General features: G+C 56.5%; 19 protein-coding genes. 9 read left to right on the plus strand and 10 right to left on the minus strand.

Features of this window, described 5'->3' with window-relative positions; all coding sequences use genetic code 11:
* Window positions 1-11: 11 nt before the first annotated feature.
* From KUW67_RS17980 to KUW67_RS17990, 3 genes are read left to right on the plus strand one after another with little or no spacing between them, the layout of a single operon-like run.
* The gene (locus KUW67_RS17980; RefSeq protein ID WP_224826722.1) at window positions 12-2,417 is read left to right on the plus strand and encodes an FAD-dependent oxidoreductase; all 2,406 of its coding nucleotides are present in this window, start codon (window positions 12-14) and stop codon (window positions 2,415-2,417) included.
* Window positions 2,414-3,928: a trimethylamine methyltransferase family protein gene (locus KUW67_RS17985; RefSeq protein WP_224826723.1), complete on the plus strand. Its 1,515-nt coding sequence runs from the start codon at window positions 2,414-2,416 to the stop codon at window positions 3,926-3,928. The genes KUW67_RS17980 and KUW67_RS17985 overlap by 4 nt, the downstream gene beginning before the upstream one ends.
* Window positions 3,929-4,555: a TetR/AcrR family transcriptional regulator gene (locus tag KUW67_RS17990; RefSeq protein ID WP_224826724.1), complete on the plus strand. Its 627-nt coding sequence runs from the start codon at window positions 3,929-3,931 to the stop codon at window positions 4,553-4,555. It begins immediately after the preceding gene.
* On the opposite strand, the gene KUW67_RS17995 is transcribed toward KUW67_RS17990, so the two are convergent.
* Entirely contained in the window at window positions 4,552-4,866 is a 315-nt protein-coding gene (locus tag KUW67_RS17995; protein WP_224826725.1) for an antibiotic biosynthesis monooxygenase, read from the minus strand. The two genes, KUW67_RS17990 and KUW67_RS17995, sit on opposite strands and share 4 nt — an antisense overlap.
* A gap of 81 nt (window positions 4,867-4,947) precedes the next feature.
* Between KUW67_RS17995 and pth the strand changes: the two genes are divergently transcribed.
* The 3 genes from pth to KUW67_RS18010 are packed head-to-tail and all read left to right on the plus strand — an operon-like array spanning window position 4,948 to window position 7,257.
* Window positions 4,948-5,622, plus strand: coding sequence for an aminoacyl-tRNA hydrolase (gene pth / locus KUW67_RS18000; protein WP_224826726.1), 675 nt, complete (start codon window positions 4,948-4,950; stop codon window positions 5,620-5,622).
* A 57-nt stretch (window positions 5,623-5,679) separates the two neighbouring features.
* A complete protein-coding gene (locus tag KUW67_RS18005; protein ID WP_224826727.1) occupies window positions 5,680-6,834 on the plus strand; it encodes a serine hydrolase in 1,155 nt (384 codons plus the stop codon).
* Window positions 6,835-6,879: 45 nt separating this feature from the next.
* Window positions 6,880-7,257: a DUF2237 family protein gene (locus KUW67_RS18010; protein ID WP_224826728.1), complete on the plus strand. Its 378-nt coding sequence runs from the start codon at window positions 6,880-6,882 to the stop codon at window positions 7,255-7,257.
* On the opposite strand, the gene trpB is transcribed toward KUW67_RS18010, so the two are convergent.
* The 6 genes from trpB to KUW67_RS18040 form a co-directional block, all read right to left on the minus strand.
* Window positions 7,254-8,483, minus strand: a complete 1,230-nt coding sequence (gene trpB, locus KUW67_RS18015; RefSeq protein WP_224826729.1) for a tryptophan synthase subunit beta — start codon at window positions 8,481-8,483, stop codon at window positions 7,254-7,256. The two genes, KUW67_RS18010 and trpB, sit on opposite strands and share 4 nt — an antisense overlap.
* A 2-nt stretch (window positions 8,484-8,485) precedes the next feature.
* Complete coding sequence (locus KUW67_RS18020; protein ID WP_224826741.1) at window positions 8,486-9,133, minus strand: phosphoribosylanthranilate isomerase; 648 nt, start codon at window positions 9,131-9,133, stop codon at window positions 8,486-8,488.
* 9 nt (window positions 9,134-9,142) lie between these two features.
* Window positions 9,143-9,502, minus strand: coding sequence for a lipopolysaccharide assembly protein LapA domain-containing protein (locus KUW67_RS18025; RefSeq protein WP_224826730.1), 360 nt, complete (start codon window positions 9,500-9,502; stop codon window positions 9,143-9,145).
* Between the two features lie 3 nt (window positions 9,503-9,505).
* Window positions 9,506-9,787: an integration host factor subunit beta gene (gene ihfB / locus KUW67_RS18030; protein WP_224826731.1), complete on the minus strand. Its 282-nt coding sequence runs from the start codon at window positions 9,785-9,787 to the stop codon at window positions 9,506-9,508.
* Between the two features lie 212 nt (window positions 9,788-9,999).
* On the minus strand, window positions 10,000-10,476 hold the full coding sequence (locus KUW67_RS18035) for a GNAT family N-acetyltransferase (protein WP_224826732.1): 477 nt from the start codon (window positions 10,474-10,476) through the stop codon (window positions 10,000-10,002).
* 39 nt (window positions 10,477-10,515) lie between these two features.
* Entirely contained in the window at window positions 10,516-12,738 is a 2,223-nt protein-coding gene (locus KUW67_RS18040) for a transporter (protein WP_224826733.1), read from the minus strand.
* A gap of 286 nt (window positions 12,739-13,024) precedes the next feature.
* On the opposite strand from KUW67_RS18040, the gene KUW67_RS18045 reads away from it, so the two are divergent.
* A complete protein-coding gene (locus KUW67_RS18045) occupies window positions 13,025-14,119 on the plus strand; it encodes an IS110 family transposase (RefSeq protein WP_224826734.1) in 1,095 nt (364 codons plus the stop codon).
* A 283-nt stretch (window positions 14,120-14,402) separates the two neighbouring features.
* Here the strand turns inward: KUW67_RS18045 and KUW67_RS18050 are convergent, their stop codons facing one another.
* The 3 genes from KUW67_RS18050 to KUW67_RS18060 all read right to left on the minus strand — a co-directional run bounded on the left by KUW67_RS18050 (window position 14,403) and on the right by KUW67_RS18060 (window position 17,037).
* Window positions 14,403-14,831, minus strand: a complete 429-nt coding sequence (locus tag KUW67_RS18050) for a hypothetical protein (RefSeq protein WP_224826735.1) — start codon at window positions 14,829-14,831, stop codon at window positions 14,403-14,405.
* Between the two features lie 75 nt (window positions 14,832-14,906).
* Entirely contained in the window at window positions 14,907-16,103 is a 1,197-nt protein-coding gene (locus KUW67_RS18055) for a glycine C-acetyltransferase (protein WP_224826736.1), read from the minus strand.
* On the minus strand, window positions 16,096-17,037 hold the full coding sequence (locus tag KUW67_RS18060) for an aminotransferase class IV (RefSeq protein ID WP_224826737.1): 942 nt from the start codon (window positions 17,035-17,037) through the stop codon (window positions 16,096-16,098). Before KUW67_RS18060 ends, KUW67_RS18055 begins: the two co-directional genes overlap by 8 nt.
* Before the next feature lie 123 nt (window positions 17,038-17,160).
* Between KUW67_RS18060 and KUW67_RS18065 the strand changes: the two genes are divergently transcribed.
* Window positions 17,161-17,616 carry an Lrp/AsnC family transcriptional regulator gene (locus KUW67_RS18065; protein WP_224826738.1) on the plus strand — a complete coding sequence of 152 codons (456 nt, stop codon included), beginning with the start codon at window positions 17,161-17,163 and terminating at the stop codon, window positions 17,614-17,616.
* A 41-nt stretch (window positions 17,617-17,657) separates the two neighbouring features.
* Window positions 17,658-17,848 (plus strand): hypothetical protein (locus KUW67_RS18070; RefSeq protein ID WP_224826739.1); only part of this gene is annotated, 191 nt, incomplete at its 3' end.

Genomic DNA, 17,848 nt, shown 5'->3' on the forward strand with positions numbered 1-17,848 from the left:
GGGAGGCTCTTATGGAATCGCATTACCGCGTTGTCGTCATCGGTGGAGGCGTCGTGGGCGCATCCGTCCTCTACCATCTCGCTAAACTTGGCTGGTCCGATGTGTGCCTCATAGAACGCTCGGTCCTGACCGCAGGCTCATCCTGGCATGCCGCAGGCGGCATCCACGCTCTGAATGCCGATCCCAACATCGCGCAGCTTCAGGCCTATACCATTGATCTTCTGTCAGAAATCGAGAAAGAAAGCGGTCAGAACATTGGCCTGCACATGACTGGTGGCCTCACCATGGCGGGCACGCCTGAACGCTGGGAATGGCTGCAATCGGCCTACCGCACTTTCCAATCCATCGGCATCGAAGATTGCCGTTTGGTCGACGTGGACGAGGCCGTCTCTCTCAACCCCATCATGTCCGGCGACGGTCTCTTGGGCGGCATGTGGGCCGACCGCGAGGGCTATATCGACACGACCGGCACCGTCCACGCCTATGCCGGAGCGGCGAAGAAACGCGGGACCACCGTGATCGAACACAACCGCGTTCTTGAATTAAATCAAACACTTGAGGGTTGGGAGGTCGTCACCGAAAAAGGAACGATCAACTGCGAGCATGTCGTCAATGCAGGCGGCCTTTGGGCCAAACAGCTCGGCAGAATGGCCGGCATCGAACTGCCCGTCTCCCCCCTCAAGCACCACTATCTGATCTCCGACACGATCCCCGCTCTGGAAGACCTCGACTTCGAGGTTCCCATGACCGTCGACCTCGAAGGTTTCACCTATCTGCGCCAAGACCAAAAGGGCGTCTTGCTTGGCATCTACGAGATTGAGCATGAACACTGGGCGATGGACGGCGCGCCTTGGGATTACGGGATGGAGCTGTTTCAGGAACAGACCGATCGTATTGAAAATGAACTGATCCTCGGCTTTGAACGCTACCCCGCCCTGCAAGAGGTCGGCGTCAAAACTTGGGTCAACGGCGCCTTCACCTTCTCGCCCGACGGCAACCCGCTGGTTGGCCCCGTCCCCGGAAAACGCGGGTATTGGAGCGCCTGCGCCGTGATGGCCGGCTTCCTTCAAGGCGGCGGCGTCGGCAAATCGCTGGCCGAGTGGATGATCCACGGCGAACCCGAAGCCGACGTCTACGGCATGGACGTCGCCCGCTACGGCGTCTGGGCCGAGAACAAGCAATACATCAAGGAAACCACCGGCCAGTTTTACACCCGCCGCTTCGTGATGACCTACCCCAACGAACAACTGCCCGCCGGTCGCCCGATCAAAACAGCGCCAGCCCATGCCGATATGACCGCCGCGGGCGCACTTTGGGGCCAAAGCTGGGACCTTGAAGTGCCTTTGTATTTCGCAGAACCGGGATTCGAGGAAACCCCCTCCCTCAAGCGTTCTAACGCCTTTGATATTGTCGCGCGCGAATGCAAGGCCGTGCGTGAAACCGTAGGCCTCCTCGATATTACTGGGTTTTCCCGCTTCGAGGTCACAGGCGACGGGGCAGAAGCATGGCTCAACACAATCTTCGCTACCAAGCTGCCCAAACCCGGCCGCGCCCGTCTTGCGGTTGCTCTTGGCCACGACGCCCGCCTTAAAGGGGATCTGACGCTGTTTAACTGGGGCGACGGCACGTGGTGGATCATGGGCAGCTATTATCTGCGCACGTGGCACATGCGGTGGTTCAACAACCATATGGCTGACGGCGTGCAAATCCGTGATCTGGGCGAGGAAATGGCGGGCTTCTCCCTTTCCGGTCCGAAATCCCGCACGGTGATCGAAAAGCTGACCGATGGTCCCATTGGCGATCTACCCTTCATGGGTTGCGGCGACTTCGATATCGGCAAGCTGCGCTGCAAAGTCGGGCGGTTGTCCGTTTCTGGCGAACTTGGCTTTGAGATCCACTGTCGCATGGGCGATCACGCCACACTCCGCAAAACGCTGCTAAAAGCCGGTGCCGATGAGAGCATGATCGAATACGGCTTTAACGCGCTCCTCTCGCTCCGGCTTGAGAAAAGCTATGGCATCTGGTCGGCAGAATTCACCCAAGGCTACACCGCGCGCCAAACCGGCATGGACCGCTGGATCGACTTCAACAAAGAGGGGTTCATCGGCCGCGACACCGCCTTGAAAGAACGCGATGGCGACGGTCCTGCGCAGATCCAAGTGACCCTCGAAATTGACGCAAAAGACGCCGATGCCAGCGGGTACGAGCCGATCTGGAAGGATGGCAAGAAGGTTGGCTTCGTCACTTCTGGCGGGTACGGTCATACCCTTGGCAAATCCCTCGCGATGGCGCTGGTTAACCAGGATTGCGCGGCAGAAGGCACCGCTCTGACCTTGCATATCGTCGGCGTCGAACGCCCCGCGAAGGTCATCGCGCCCTCGCCCTACGATTCCGCGGGCAAAGCGATGCGCGCATGAGACGCGCGCGCCGCAACGCAAGCGACGGCCCCGCCCGCAAGCCCGACTATCGCCGCTTACGAAACCCCTTTCCACCGATGCGCGCTTTCAGCGATGACCACATCGGGGCGATGCACGCCGCTGCCCTGAAAATCCTCCAAGAGCAAGGCATTAAAGTCCTTCTCCCAGAAGCACGCGAGGCGTTCCGCAAGGCTGGAGCACAGGTTGACGACGACACCGAGATCGTTCGCATGGGCTCAGACATTATCGACGCTGCTTTGCAAACCGCACCCAAATCCATCCCAATCGCAGGGGCTACACCTGCGCGCGACATCACCCTTGAATTGGGCAATCTGGTCTTTCAGCCCGGTGCAGGCGCGCCCCACGCCACGGACCGCATCAAAGGCCGTCGCCCAGGCACGCTGGCTGACTATGACGACCTGACCCGCCTTACCCAGCATTTCGACGTGCTGCACATGGTTCCCCCGCTGATCGAGCCGCAAGACGTGCCGACACATCTACGCCATTACGCGACCATGAAGTCGCAACTCACGTTGTCCGACAAAGTCCCTTTCATCTTTTCGCGCGGAACCCCGCAGGTCGAACAATCCTTTGAGATCCTGCGCGACTTCCGAGGCCTCTCGGACGCCGATTTTGGCGCGCAATCCCACTGCTACACGATCATCAATACCAATTCGCCGCGCACCATCGACATCCCGATGGCGCAAGGTCTGATCGACTTTGCCAAGGCTGGTCAGGTCTCGATCGTCACTCCATTTACCTTGATGGGCGCGATGGCCCCGATCACGGTCGCGGGCGCGATCACGCTGTCGCATACCGAAGCCCTCGCCGCTATTGCGTTAACCCAGATTGTCAGACCCGGAGCACCCATTTGCTACGGGACCTTCACCTCAAACGTTGATATGAAATCCGGCGCACCCGTCTTCGGTACGCCCGAGCATTTCCGCGCCTCCCTCGCCGCCGGTCAACTCGCGCGGTTTATCGGTCTGCCGTGGCGTAGCGCGTCAGGCTCGGCTGCTAACATCAGCGATGTGCAGGCCGCAAACGAGACCCAGTTCGGCACTTGGGGCTGCTTGATGGCTGGCGCGACGGTCGTGATCCACGCCGCCGGATGGCTTGAAGGGGGCCTGACGGTATCCTACGAAAAGCTGATCACGGACATAGAGGTCCTGCAAATGGTGGCAGAGCTTTGTATTGCAGGAGAGGACGCCAGCTGCGATCTGGGCCTTGATGCGATCCTAGATGTGCAGCCCGGCGGCCACTTCTTTGGCACAGCTCACACAATGGCCCGCTACCAGACCGAGTTTTATCAACCGCTTGTTGCGGATTATGCGAATTTTGGCACTTGGGAAGACCGCGGCGCAAGCGATGCCACATCTCGTGCAACCGGCGTCTGGCAAAGCATCCTCGCAGACCCAAGCCCTATCCAGCCTGATCCGGGTAGGCTTGGCGCCCTGAACGACTATATAGCGAAGGCCACCGCCAAAGGCGGCGCCGCCCCGGTCAGTTAGATGAATGATCTATCAGGAAATACGAAGGTCACAAAAAACGATTGGCTTCAAGCTGCGCTTCAGACGCTTGTCTCGGATGGGATGGAACAGGTCAAAATCCTGACACTCGCCGACAAGCTCAAAGTCTCTCGATCAAGCTTTTACTGGTATTTCAAGGGCCGCAAGGACTTACTGGACGCGCTTCTCCAACACTGGCTGGACACAAATACCAAAGCTGTCGTGACCCATGCCGAGATGCCAGCAGCAACTATTCACGAGGCCGTCTGCAACATCTTTGCCGCCTTCCTTGACCCCGCGCAGTTTGACACAAAGCTCGACTTTGCGATCCGCGATTGGGGGCGCCGCTCCGCCAAAGTGCGCCGCATCCTTGATAGTTCCGACAAAACCCGGATCGATGCAATCGCTGACATGTTCGAGCGTCACGGCTACGAAAGCCGCGAAAGCCTGGCCCGCGCGCGAACAGCTTATTACATGCAAATCGGGTATAATGATGCCGACGTCAAAGAACCGCCGGAAGACCGTCTTGCGCTGTTGGATTGCTACCTGTTGACCTTCACTGGTCGCACACCCAAGCCCACCGATATCGAAGGATCCATCGCGCGGTTGACCAAGCTGCTGCGCCCTTAAGCCTCGATCTTCTGCACCGTCTCGAAAATCTCAAGCTTCGGACCTTCCAGATATAAGTCCGAATGCCCGCCCGCGCCCTTGTGAGCCGCGCGAAACGCCTCGGACGTGGTCCACGCCTTAAAGTCATCCTCGCTTTGCCATGCTGTGTGCGAGGCATAAAGCGTATAGCCATCCTCGACCGGTCCTTTCATCAAATGAAAAGCGATAAAGCCATCAACCTTGGTCAGATGACTGTCGCGGGATTTCCAGACGAACTCAAAATCCGCCTCTCTGCCCTGCACAACCTTGAACCGGTTCATCGTAAGATACATCGCACGCTCTCCCTCTGGGGTCTGGTAAATGACCTAAGATGAAGGCATCACAGGAACAAGACGCAACCACGGAGCGATGCGATGAAACTCTTTGTTGGCCTCGGCAATCCCGGCGGAAAATACGCGCGCAACCGGCACAATATCGGGTTTATGGCAGTCGATGAAATCGCCTCAGATCATGGGTTCGCCCCGTGGCGCGGCAAGTTTCAGGGGGCCATCAGCGAAGGCACGCTCGGTGGAGAAAAGGTCATCTTGCTCAAGCCCGAGACCTTTATGAACAAGTCCGGCCAATCGGTTGGTGAGGCGATGCGGTTCTACAAGCTGACCCCTGCCGACGTGATCGTGTTCCATGACGAACTGGACCTCGCCCCCGGCAAGGCGCGCGTTAAGCTAGGTGGCGGCCATGCAGGGCATAACGGGCTACGCTCGCTGCATCAGCATATCACCGAAGCCTACCAGCGTGTGCGTCTTGGGATCGGTCATCCCGGTCACAAAGACGCTGTGCCGGGCTACGTTCTACGTGATTTTCCGAAGGCTGATGAGCAATGGCTTGATGATTTGCTGCGCGGAATAAGCGATGGCGCTGCGGACCTGGCAAAGGGCGACACGGGGCGTTTCATGAATGCGGTCGCCTTGCGCGTTGCTCCACCACGATCTTCGACAAGCAAATCGAAGGCAGACCAACCAGCACCCACGCCCGAACCAGAGCCTGACACCCGCTCCGCCATGCAAAAGCTGATGGACAAGTTCCGCTAGGTTGCCATTGCCCCAACGTCTCGCCTGCGCCAGTCTGCGCGCAAGGGGAGGACGACTATGCTGAAATGGATCTTGCGGATTGGGCTTGCACTGATCCTTGCCGTGGTTGCTGTCGGCATCTGGAAACGCGATGACATCACCCGGTTGATGGCGGTGAACACGCTTTTTGATGAAGACCGGATCGTCAGCAACTTCTCATCCATGGACACGCTCTTTTTCAACACGACCCTCCCACGTGGCCCAGGCCCCGTCAGTGATTTGCCGCAAGGTGTCCCAGTGACCCTGCCGGTTTTGGTCGATCAATGGGTGACCGAGCGTACCGTGACTTCCCTGCTCGTTCTGAAGGACGGCGCGGTTGTGCATGAAAGCTACCATCAAAGCACCGATGCAGGGGATTTGCGCATCTCGTGGTCAGTTGCCAAGAGCTTTCTGTCAGTGTTGATGGGTCAGGTCATCGCCGATGGCGACATCGCGTCCCTTGACGATCCGGTGACACGATACGTGCCGATGCTGGAGGGGTCAGCTTACGCAAAGGCCACCATTCGGAACGTCTTGCAAATGGAAAGCGGCGTTACATTTGACGAAGACTACCTCGATTCAAATAGCGATATCAACAAGATGGGCCGGATCCTTGCACTGGGCGGTTCGATGGATGGTTTTGCCGCCGCCCTAAGCGAGACCTTCACGGAGCCGGGCGACCGCTGGCAATATGTGTCTATCGACACGCATATCCTCGGCATGGTGATCCGCGGCGCAACGGGCCGCAGCATCCCTGATCTGATAACAGAACGACTGATCGAGCCGCTGGGGTTGGAGGCCGATCCGGTTTACGTCACCGATGGCAACGGCATTGCCTTCGTGCTGGGCGGGTTGAACCTGACGACCCGCGATTACGCCCGGTTTGCGCTGATGATCGCACAAGGGGGCCAATGGAATGGTCAGCAGATCGTGCCTGCAGAGTGGATCGCCGAAGCCACGCAGTCCAGCGCCAAAACCGCCCCCGGTAAAATCGGCTATGGCTATCAATGGTGGATTCCAGTGGGCGCAAGCGAAGGTGAATTTCTGGCGCGCGGCATTTACGGTCAATACATTTACTTCGACCTCGACCGAGACGTAGTAATCGTTACCACTGCGGCTGATCGCAAATTCCGAGAGCCAGGCGTGTCGGCACAAAACATCGCCATCTTCCGCGAGATCGCCGCCGCTCTTTGACCGCCTGTTCAAGTGCCCTAGCTGACAGGTCAAAGGAGAAATGAAATGGAAAAAGACCCCTCGATCAATGTCCTTGGCACCGCGCTTGAGGCCTGCTCGACCGATCCGATGACGGGCTTTTTCCGTGACGGCGCGTGTGACACCTGCGCGGCTGACAACGGATCCCACACGGTTTGCGCCGTTATGACAGCTGAATTTCTGGCCTTCTCGAAATATGTTGGCAACGATCTATCGACCCCGCGCCCCGAGTTCCGCTTTCCCGGCTTGAAGCCCGGAGACCAGTGGTGCCTATGCGCTGGCCGCTTTATGCAAGCCGCCGACGAAGGGGCCGCGCCGAAAGTGCATCTGGAAGGCACCCACAAACGCGCATTGGAAATTGTGCCAATGGACGTGTTGGAAGCCCATGCCATTGGGCGGCATTAAGCCCCTGTATTCATCTCGACATCCAAGGCCTTTGCGACGGTGAAGATATCCTTGTCACCCCGCCCGCACATGTTCATGACCAGCAGGTGATCGGCGGCGAGATCAGGCGCAATCTTTATGACATGAGCGAGCGCATGAGACGGCTCAAGAGCGGGGATTATGCCCTCCAGCTCACAGCATTTCTGAAACGCGCCCAGCGCTTCCTTATCGGTGATCGAGACATATTGCGCACGCCCGATCTCGTGCAGCCACGCATGTTCAGGCCCGATGCCCGGGTAATCCAGACCGGCTGAGATGCTGAACCCTTCAAGGATTTGCCCGTCGTCATCCTGTAGCAGATAAGTCCGATTGCCATGCAACACGCCCGGACGCCCACCGGTAAGGGAGGCGCAATGCTCCATCTTCTCATTCACACCCTTGCCACCGGCCTCGACCCCGATGATGTTGACGCTTTTGTCGTCAAGGAACGGGAAAAACAGGCCCATCGCATTAGAGCCACCACCGATAGCCGCAATAACAGTGTCGGGCAAACGGCCCTCAGCTGCCTGCATCTGCTCTTTCGTTTCCTTGCCGATGATCGCCTGAAAATCGCGCACCATCGCGGGATAGGGGTGCGGACCTGCAACCGTGCCGATGCAATAAAACGTATCGCGCACATTGGTGACCCAATCGCGCAGCGCATCGTTCATGGCGTCTTTCAACGTCCCGCGCCCAGAAGTCACCGGAACAACCTCCGCACCCAGCAGCTTCATGCGGAACACGTTAGGAGCCTGACGCTCCACGTCATGCGCGCCCATGTAGACCACGCATTTCAAGCCAAACTTTGCGCAGACGGTGGCTGTGGCCACACCGTGCTGGCCCGCACCGGTTTCGGCGATGATCCGGGTTTTGCCCATGCGGCGCGCCAGAATAATCTGGCCCAGCACATTGTTGATCTTGTGCGCGCCAGTGTGGTTGAGCTCGTCCCGCTTGAGGTAGATCTTGGCGCCGCCCAGATGCTCCGTCAGGCGTTCCGCGTAGTACAAAGGCGACGGACGGCCCACATAATGGGTCCACAGATCGTGCATCTCGGCCCAGAAACTGTCGTCGGTCTTGGCATGCTCATATTGCGCTTCCAGCTCGAGGATCAGCGGCATCAGTGTTTCCGACACGAAACGCCCGCCGAAATCGCCAAAGCGGCCATTCTCGTCAGGGCCATTCATGAAGCTGTTAAACAGGTCGTCCATCGTCATCCTCCATGCGCGGCTTTTATAAAGTCCGCGATCAGGGTTTCATCTTTAGCGCCGGGGCCATTTTCCACGCCCGAGCTGACATCCACTTGGTGCGCGCCTGTCAGGCGCACCGCCTCGGCCACATTGTGGGGTGCCAGCCCCCCGGCCAGCATCCACGGCACTGACCAGTCGCGACCCGCAATCAATCTCCAGTCAAAAGCCAGCCCGTTACCACCAGGCAAATCCGCGCCTTTTGGGGGTTTGGCATCGACCAATAGCTGATCTGCGACGGCGGCGTATCTGTCAAGCGCAGCAAGGTCCTCCGCCGCGCCAACGCCCACGGCTTTCATTACGGGCAAGCCGTAGCGCGCTTTGACCTCTGCGACACGTTCCGGCGTCTCAGAGCCGTGAAGCTGAAGCATGTCCAATGGCACCTCTGCCACCACCTCGTCCAGAACGGCATCTTCGGCATTCACAATCAACGCGACTTTGCGCACCCCATCCGGCACCAGCGCAGCCAAGGCTTTGGCCCGTGCGACGCTCACATTACGAGGCGATTTTGCAAAGAACACAAAGCCCACGTAATCGGCCCCCGCCGCAACGGCAGCGCGCACGTGACCCGGCTCGGAAAGCCCACAAATTTTGATCAAGGTTTTCGCGTTCATCCGCAGCATTTAGCGCGCGGTGCCGCTATCCTCAAGCAAAGCAAGGACCTCGTCCTTGCCTTCATGCTTTTCGCCTTCCAAACGGCGCACCCGGCGTTTGAGCTCGCGCGCTTCTTTCTCGGCATTCGCAGCAGCAGCGCGGTGTTTGTGCTCGCGCAGCCACTCCCAAACAAAGCCCAGCAGAATACCCACCAAGATGAAGCCCAAAATCACAATGAACAAAGGCAGCGTGATCGAAAATGAGTAGCCGACCAAATCGGCAATCGGATCTGGCAGCAGGCTCAGCGTGACCGCGCCGCGGTTCGCCATAGACACCACTACGAGGGCCACGGCAATCGCGCCCAAAATCAGATACCGAATATACCGCATGGATTACTTTCCGTTGAGCCGATCGCGCAGCAGTTTGCCTGTCTTGAAGAATGGCACATGCTTTTCCTCGACCGCAACCGATTCCCCGGTGCGCGGATTGCGCCCAGTGCGCGCGTTGCGCTTCTTGACCGAGAAAGCACCGAAGCCGCGCAATTCGACCCGATCCCCACGGGACATTGCCTGAATGACCTCTTCGAAGATGGTGTTCACGATCTTTTCGACATCGCGCTGATAAAGGTGTGGATTTTCGTCAGCAATCTTCTGAATCAGTTCAGACCGGATCATTCTCGTATCCCTCCCAGGCAGTCGAGCAGCTGACTTCACTATACCCTTCTTGGGCGAAAACGGAACAGACCCATCCCGTGAAAATCGTGGGAAAAGAGGGGCTTCAAAGGCTTTTAAGACAACTTTTGGACAGGCGATTGGCGGAACGGCGCTTTACCCAGCGCAAACGAAAGACAAATCGTCAGACGCGATTCGTGACGCTGGAGGGCCAATCAGTCCTCCGTGCTCAAATCGTATTTCTTCGAGACGACTTCGGGTTTTGTCGCGTAATCGACGAAACCCATCTTGGTGTAGAACGCCAGACCACCGATATTTTCAAGTCGGATCGTGGCATCGATTGCGGTCAGATTTGCGTCGCGAGCGGCCTTCCTAGTCGCCTCGAAAAGTTGCGCGCCGACGCCTTTGCCATGGACACCCATTTTGACAAAGGTCGCGATCAATCCCCAACCCTCTGGCAAGGGGAATGTCGGTTTTTTCTGCTCCAGAGATTGAAAGCCAAGCACCTCGCCATCCTCATCCGCAACAAAGCAACTGACGGCATAAGCAGATGCGACATAGTCCGAAATCATCCGGTCCGTGTCATAAGGAACCCGGTGAGCGGTCGTGCCGCCCTTTTCGATGATCGCATTCAAAAGGGCGCACATTTGCGGTGCGTCATCAGGCGTGGCGGGACGGATCGTAAGGCTCATGCGCTTGTTCAAGCACCAAAAGCGCAGCCTCGCAATGGCTTAGCGCAGCGCGCTCAGAATACTCAGCGGGTTAGCGTAGTCATCCGTCCAAAGTCGCCCGCCATCGCTGCGCAACGCGCGCCATGCGCCAGCCTCCAGAAGTCCCTCCACCTTGGCGCCCTGTCGCGCGATCATGACAACTGAACTGGCAGACGCTCCTGCGTGGTATTGCGCTTCTGTCAGCGGCTCTTCATGCAACCAGATGTTCAGCCCAAGCGCCGCAGCAGACCGCGCTAGAGGCACATCGATGTCATAGAAGCGGTTGGAGACGTGATAGAGAACGACACCATCCTCTGTCGTGCGATCAAGATAAAGCTGCATTGCTTCGGTCGTCGTCAGATGCACTGGCACCGCGTCCGAGCTATATGCGTCGATCACGACAACTGACATTTTCAGATCGTGCTGCTGCTCCAGCACAACGCGCGCATCGCCCAGATAGGTCGGCTGATCGCCCGCGCAGGCGGACATGTAAGTAAACAAGTTCGGGTCCCGCGCGACCTGATCGACCATGCTGTCGACCTCATAATAATGATAAGTTTGGCCGGGCTGACGGTAGCAAGCCAACGACCCGATCCCCAAACCGATGATCCCGATATCGGACGCCCCGCGCGCAAGGTCACTCTGCAGCACCTGCGCCATAGGCAACTCGGGGTGATAATAGGACAACGGCACCGGGTGTTCCGCGCCAAGATCGCTGAGCCGTTGTTTGCCGTGCACCGTGGTGCCGTTCATGTAGGCGCGCAAATCGCGCTCTACATCGTCGCGCACCAAATGCGCACCGAAAAAGCTGCGATCCACGAAATGCGCGTCACTATATTGGATGAACGTGCCGGAAAGCGTTGCAGCACTGATCGCGACACCAAAGGTCACGAGAGGGCGCGTAAATAGAAGCGACAAAACCAGCGCCGCACCGGCTGCGCCGATGAGAAAGCCAGTGTTTGACAGCAGCCCCGCCATCACCACGCTGAGCAAAGCCAAGCCGCCCAGCGACCACGCAGCAATCCGCGCCTTCCCGGCGCTAAGCTTCGGACGGTTCAAAAACAGCGGAATAATCGCCGCCATCACCACGGTCGCCGACCCTTCGCGCAGGCTGTCAAAGACCACAGGTGCGATGATGGAGTTGAAAAGCCCGCCCAAAGCACCGCCCACCGACATCACCAAGTAGAACGTCGTCAGGCTGCCTGCATCGGGCCGTGCCAGATAAAGCTGGCGATGCGCATATAGCGAGACACCGAAAAACGAAGCGATAAGTCCGGCGACCATCAGCAACTGCCCGTGGCTCAACGCGCTCGTCGTGAATGTATAGATCAGAAAAACGACACCAATACCGCTGAGCGCCTTCAGCCACTCGTCGGGCAGCACCGCTTTGCTACGAAAGGTCAGCACGAATGTGGCCAGAAACAGCGCCAATGGCAGCACCCAGACCATCGGAATGGTGCCCATATCAGTCGAAATTTTAGAGGTCACAGCCAACATCAAAGACGACGGCACAAAAGCCAAAAGCAACCAGATCGCAATGCGGTCTGCATCAATGCGCGTTTTGGGGGCCTCTGACACGGTGGCGTCATCCGTCTTGGCCGGTTTGGAAAATACCGTCCACGCAATCGCCATAAGGCACATACCAAACGCAATGAAGCCCGCCGCCCAGCCCTGACCGATGGCCGTCGCTCCCAAGATCGGCTCCGCCACCAGCGGAAACGCCAGCAGCGCCACCATCGAGCCGAGGTTCGACGCTCCATAAAGGAAATAAGGATCGTCCCCCGAAGGCGCGCCCGACGCGCGATACCACGCCTGAATAAGCGGCGCATTCGCCGACAGAACCGCGAATGGCACACCCACCCCCAGCGCGAAAAGACCTAATGTTTGCAAGGTGATGGGGCCGTTAGGGTCAAACGACCAGCTTTCGGGAATGGCCAGCGGCAAGAACCACAGCCCCAACGCCCAAAAGCCCAGATGTACGCCCAATTGCGCACGGATCGGCACATAGCGCACCAGGATATGCGCATAGAGATACCCTGCAATCAGAACGGTCTGGAAGAACAACATTGCCGTGGTCCAGACCGCGGGCGCGCCCCCGATGACCGGCAAGACCAGCTTGGCAAACAGCGGCTGCACGAAGAAAAGCAATGATGCGCTCAGGAAAATCGTAAGCGTGAACAGCACGATCAAGCCCCGCCCTTCACGCCCCTGCGCGGTGTTTTCAGTTAGCGATACATCAGACATGGGCCCCACCCTGCGAAACGATCAGTTGACGATTTCGCAACAGAGTGTCGCCCGTTCTGGGCCGAATTAGGGCGAATGGGGGACCGAAACTCGGCAATTTTGGTGCGTTGGACCGTGCATTTTCAGATCGCAGTTTGGCGGTGCACCGCCGCTTCGCCTTAAGGTCGCGCGAGCTCGCGGAAGATGCGCTCGCCCTTCCCCACCCCCTAACAAAAAATACCATGCTGGACGGTGGCGCGGCTAACTGCTGCGATGCCGGGACATTCCAAACAAAGGAGTTTCCAGCATGGTTAAGAAAGCAACACGCATTTTGCGGTTTGTGGCAGCGGTTGAAGACCAGCCCGTTGTCGTCGGCCTCGATGTTCACAAGAAGACCTATTCTGTCGCCCTGTTTTCCAAGGAAGACGGGGTGGTCGAGAGTTACACCTGCCCGTCGGGCGAAGAAGCACTGGCTCATCAGCTGACGGAGTTGGGTATAAACATAGAGCATATCGTTTATGAATCTGGCCCAACCGGCTTCGCTCTGTCGCGAGTTTTGAATGACGCAGGCTTCGATGTTTCCATCATTGCTGCTTCGCGCATTCCTCGTGGATATGCTGCGGCGGCGAAGAACGACCGGCTGGATGCGGTCAAACTGGCAACCTATTATGCGCGGGGGTTGCTACGCCCCATCGCGGTCCCGACCGTAGAGCAAGAGGGCTACCGCGCGTTGGTGCGGCGGCGCAAGCGGATCGCAGAAAGCCGAGGCAAGATCAAACAGAAGATCAAGGGGTTTCTGCTGGCGTCCGGTATTGACGAACCGGATAGTATCCAGAAGTGGTCACTGGCGGCATCCGCCGACCTGACCGCGCTCGATGTGCCGCCACAACATCACATGGCGCTGGCGTCAATGGTGCGCGAGTATCTGTTTTTGCTTTCTGAAGACAAGATGCTCCGCGCGGAGATCCGTGCCGCAACCAATCGCATGCACCCCGGCCCCTATAAGCGCCTGACCTCAGTCGTCGGTGTGGGGGAGACCGCCGCGACAAACTTCTTGGCCGAACTGTTCTCGCCAGAGCGTTTCAACAGGCCAGAGGAAGTGACCTCGTATCTCGGGCTGGCCCCAGTCGTCAGCCAAAGCGGAGGCAGCGCAGGTCGCGCCAGGATCAGGCCAGTGGGCCAGAAACGCCTGCGCGGCATTCTGGTCGAAGCGGCGTGGCAGTGGACATGGCGCGACCCGGAAGCCAAGGAACTCTACAATCGACATTTTGCGAAGCATGGGATCGGGCAGAAGGCCATTGTTGCTGTTGCCCGAAAGCTCGCAATCAAGCTTTGGCGGCTGGCGGTGGATACACCGCCGACGCCAATGGGGGATGCTGCGCGCGGGGTCCGGTCGGCATAACCGACAGTAAAAAAGGGCAGCATCCCCATCAACCAGCGCGTACCGAAAGAGGTACTTGGTGACCTTTCATCATCATGTCAGGCACGAATAAGAAAAGGCTTACGCAGCTCGGTGAACAGTGTTGGTTCGACTTCCGAACTCGGTGCCTTTGACAGGTACGGTGAGCATTGCTGCGGCCAATGCCCAATGTCTCAGATGCGGACAAATTGATCTTTCGCGGCGCTTGCGCCAAGGTCCGCTGTTGCAGCACGGACGCATGCTTTTCACCGCCCTTCGCAGAAAATTACTCGGAATTTCTATTCCACCATTTGTTAGGGTTCTTGTCGGACTGGTCGCCTCGTATTCGGGTTGCATAGGCTTCGGTTACGTAGACGACTGGTTCTTCATAAGAATGTAAGCGGTGGATGAGTTTTAACGCCGTTTTCAGAATGGCCTCATCTCTTGGTATTGAGAACATCAAGGCGCGCACTTTGCGCCTTGTCGCTGCCTGCATTGCTCCGCTGGCGGTCCCGTGTTGTCCTCTGAAAAATTGCGTGCCGGGGGCAGTCTCAAAAGCCACATGGTCGTAGTCCCCATAGGCTAGTCCTACTTCCTCAGATAACGCCAGCCGTATGCGGTTATCATCCTCTGGACCCAGCTCGACTCTGAAATTCAAGACCGGCTGCAGACCGAAGGACTCAAAGGATACGTTTTCCAGTATGCTGTGTTGCATGTGGTTAGCCTCTGTAAGTTAATTAGTTGGATCAACACAATCCGCAGCGCGCCATCGTTATTGGATGGCGCGGTTTCAACAAACGCCGGTTCCTACGCCTGCTTGTCCGAACGCCTGCAAAGCAAAACCAATCTGCTCCTCAGTCATCCTGGCATTCATCTGAGTGCGGATGCGGGCCTGCCCCTTGGGTACTACTGGGTACGAAAATGCAGTGACAAAGATACCTTTTGCATAAAGCGTATTTTGGAAATCCGTGGCTTTTGCAGCGTCGCCAACCATAATTGGCACGATAGGATGGGTATCACCTAAGATCTCAAAACCTATCTTTTGAAGGCCATTGCGCCAGAGCATCGTATTGGCTGAAAGCTTTTCTCTGATGTGATTTGCATCTTCCACCATGTCCAAAGCAGTGATTGACGCTGCCACAATGGCTGGCGGCAAGCTGTTGGAGAAGAGATAGGGCCTCGCACGTTGCCTGAGCATATCGATGACCGGCTGCGGGCCGCATATGTAGCCGCCTAGCGCACCACCAAGTGCTTTCCCAAATGTGCCAGTCAGAACATCCACATTCGCTGGTTGGTCATAAAGCCAGGGCGTTCCTTTGCCTGCCCGTCCCAATATTCCTGTAGCATGGCAATCATCCACAACAACCAGAGCATCAAATTCCTTCGACAAGTAGGAGATTTCAGGAAGGGGCGCTATCGTACCCCCCATGGAGAAAACACCATCTGTCACAACTAGAAGTCGTCTCGCGCCTTGAGCTTTTGCGTTTATCAACTGGCAGCGCAGATCAACCATATCCCGATTTGCATAGCGATACCGCTTTGCTTTTGACAACCTGATCCCGTCAATCAAAGATGCGTGATTTAAGCTGTCAGAGATGATTGCATCTTGGGGGCCAAGAAGCGCTTCGAACAAACCGGCGTTGGCGTCAAAACATGAGGCAAACAGGATAGCATCGTCTTTCTCCAGATAAGTTGCCAATCGCTTTTCAAGCGTCCGGTGCAAATCCAGTGTTCCGCATATGAACCGAACACTGGCGACGCCGAAACCGTGTGTCTTCATTGCTTTTGTTGCAGAGGTGATCAGCGCTGGATTATCAGCTAAGCCAAGATAATTGTTGGAACATAGGTTGAGAAATGGCCTGTCTTGGCCGTCGATATTGATCTGTGCAGATTGGGCCGACGTCATTTGCCGCTCGTGCTTGTACAAACCATTTTGTTCTAACACCGATAGATCATCAGTGAGGCTATGAAGAAAGGACTCAGACATCTGTTGGATACTCGATCTGTGTCGCCCATTCAGGATGTTTATGCATCTCCCAATAGAGCGTTTTGATCCGTGTGGTGATAGGTCCAGGTTTTCCGTTGCCGAATGCGACATCGTCAACTGTGCTGACGGGCATAATCCCACCAGCAGTTGAGGTGATAAACACCTCTTCGCCGCCCTTCAAGAACTCTGGCGACACATCGCCAACCGATACTTTAAGGTCCAACTTGCGACATAAATCGAATACGGTACGGCGCGTGATACCCGGTAGCACACCAAATTCGGGAGTATGGAGCGCCCCATTGTTGACCACGAAAACATTGAATCCTGGCCCTTCGGCAATATTGCCGTTGGTATCGACGATAAGCGCAGTCTCCGCACCCTTTTCAAAAGCGTCATACAAGCCACGCACAAGGTCCAGCCAGTGGTAGTTCTTGATCGAAGGATCGACCGACTTGGGCGGTATGCGCACAACATCACTAATCGCGATGCGCAGCCCACGCTTCATTTGATCAGGGTTTGCAACAGAGCCATAAGGCACTGCAAATGCCATGAACCGATTGACGGCCTCACGGGGATCTCGGCTGAAGTTGGGTGAACCTCCACGCGTACAGAGCATTTCAACATATGCATTTTGGTAGCCTGATAGAGCGACGCAGTTTGTGAGAATATCGGTAACTTCAGACCGATCAAACGGAATCGTCATATTCAGCTTTTGAAGGCCTGCAAAGAAGCGATCTAGATGCAAATCAAGCCGGAAAAACCCCCCGTCCCATACGTGCACAGTATCGTAGGTCGCGTCGGAATGCAGAAACCCCCAATCTAACACGGATACTTTTGCGTCCCTCATCATCAAGTACTGCCCGTCTTGAAAGGCGATGCCTTGCGGGTAATCGTAAGGGTCTGTGTAGGATTGGGATATCTTTGGAAATGTCATCGGGCAGCCTTCTTTTTAGGTTCCCAGACAACTTACTATCGCATGCATGGTAAATTGCCCAATACTGAGCTATAAAACAGGTAATTTGCTTATTAATTCCTCATTTGAAGGGCAGAACGAGAAATGCTGGATGAAAAAGACCGATCTATCCTACGTGAACTTCAACAAAATGCTCGCATATCTTCAGAGGAACTGGGTGAAAAAGTAGGTGTATCTCGGTCCTCAGCTCAGAGACGCGTGCAAATTCTGCGTGAGACGGGTGCGATCGACAAAGAAATCGCTGTCGTCAGCACAAAGCATGCCGATGCTACCATGACATTCATTGTTGAGGTGGAACTTGAGCGTGAACGGGTAGATTTGCTTGATGAGTTTCGCCGATCAATGTTGAAGCTGGAAGAGGTACAGCAGTGTTACTACGTGACCGGTCACACTGATTTCATTCTAATCGTTTTGGCTCAAGATATGGTAAGCTATGAACGATTTACGCGCAGAGTATTCACCGAAAACCCAAATATCCGACGCTTCCATACCAACGTGGTCGTGGACCAAGTGAAGGTTGGTCTATCAGTACTGATGTAAAAATTCTGTGCAGAAAAAGTCCTTTCATAATGAAGTGTTTCTTGGGCTCCGCTTCTACTCAACACGTGAAAGCTGACGTTCATACAGGTTGCAGCATCGGTGAGATTGGGCTGATTGTGTTGAAAAACTCTTGCTTGATCGAAGTGGTAATCGCTGATTCAATTCCTTTATTGATTGGGGGATTTGGCGATGATGGGACCAAAGCAGGAGGCACAAGCGGCGCTGTTTTACG

This window comes from Cognatishimia sp. MH4019 (genome assembly GCF_020177595.1).
GTDB lineage: Bacteria > Pseudomonadota > Alphaproteobacteria > Rhodobacterales > Rhodobacteraceae > JAHTBL01.

Bases quoted from the DNA above. Each gene is read 5' to 3' on its own strand.
- KUW67_RS18010 (WP_224826728.1), top strand. From the start codon at position 6,880: ATGGAAAAAGACCCCTCGATCAATGTCCTTGGCACCGCGCTTGAGGCC.
- KUW67_RS18055 (WP_224826736.1), bottom strand. From the start codon at position 16,103: ATGTCTGAGTCCTTTCTTCATAGCCTCACTGATGATCTATCGGTGTTA.
- pth (WP_224826726.1), top strand. From the start codon at position 4,948: ATGAAACTCTTTGTTGGCCTCGGCAATCCCGGCGGAAAATACGCGCGC.
- KUW67_RS18050 (WP_224826735.1), bottom strand. From the start codon at position 14,831: ATGCAACACAGCATACTGGAAAACGTATCCTTTGAGTCCTTCGGTCTG.
- KUW67_RS18045 (WP_224826734.1), top strand. From the start codon at position 13,025: ATGGTTAAGAAAGCAACACGCATTTTGCGGTTTGTGGCAGCGGTTGAA.
- KUW67_RS17995 (WP_224826725.1), bottom strand. From the start codon at position 4,866: ATGTATCTTACGATGAACCGGTTCAAGGTTGTGCAGGGCAGAGAGGCG.
- KUW67_RS18025 (WP_224826730.1), bottom strand. From the start codon at position 9,502: ATGCGGTATATTCGGTATCTGATTTTGGGCGCGATTGCCGTGGCCCTC.
- KUW67_RS18005 (WP_224826727.1), top strand. From the start codon at position 5,680: ATGCTGAAATGGATCTTGCGGATTGGGCTTGCACTGATCCTTGCCGTG.
- trpB (WP_224826729.1), bottom strand. From the start codon at position 8,483: ATGGACGACCTGTTTAACAGCTTCATGAATGGCCCTGACGAGAATGGC.
- KUW67_RS18040 (WP_224826733.1), bottom strand. From the start codon at position 12,738: ATGTCTGATGTATCGCTAACTGAAAACACCGCGCAGGGGCGTGAAGGG.
- KUW67_RS17990 (WP_224826724.1), top strand. From the start codon at position 3,929: ATGAATGATCTATCAGGAAATACGAAGGTCACAAAAAACGATTGGCTT.
- KUW67_RS18035 (WP_224826732.1), bottom strand. From the start codon at position 10,476: ATGAGCCTTACGATCCGTCCCGCCACGCCTGATGACGCACCGCAAATG.
- KUW67_RS18065 (WP_224826738.1), top strand. From the start codon at position 17,161: ATGCTGGATGAAAAAGACCGATCTATCCTACGTGAACTTCAACAAAAT.
- KUW67_RS17980 (WP_224826722.1), top strand. From the start codon at position 12: ATGGAATCGCATTACCGCGTTGTCGTCATCGGTGGAGGCGTCGTGGGC.
- KUW67_RS17985 (WP_224826723.1), top strand. From the start codon at position 2,414: ATGAGACGCGCGCGCCGCAACGCAAGCGACGGCCCCGCCCGCAAGCCC.
- ihfB (WP_224826731.1), bottom strand. From the start codon at position 9,787: ATGATCCGGTCTGAACTGATTCAGAAGATTGCTGACGAAAATCCACAC.
- KUW67_RS18060 (WP_224826737.1), bottom strand. From the start codon at position 17,037: ATGACATTTCCAAAGATATCCCAATCCTACACAGACCCTTACGATTAC.
- KUW67_RS18020 (WP_224826741.1), bottom strand. From the start codon at position 9,133: ATGAACGCGAAAACCTTGATCAAAATTTGTGGGCTTTCCGAGCCGGGT.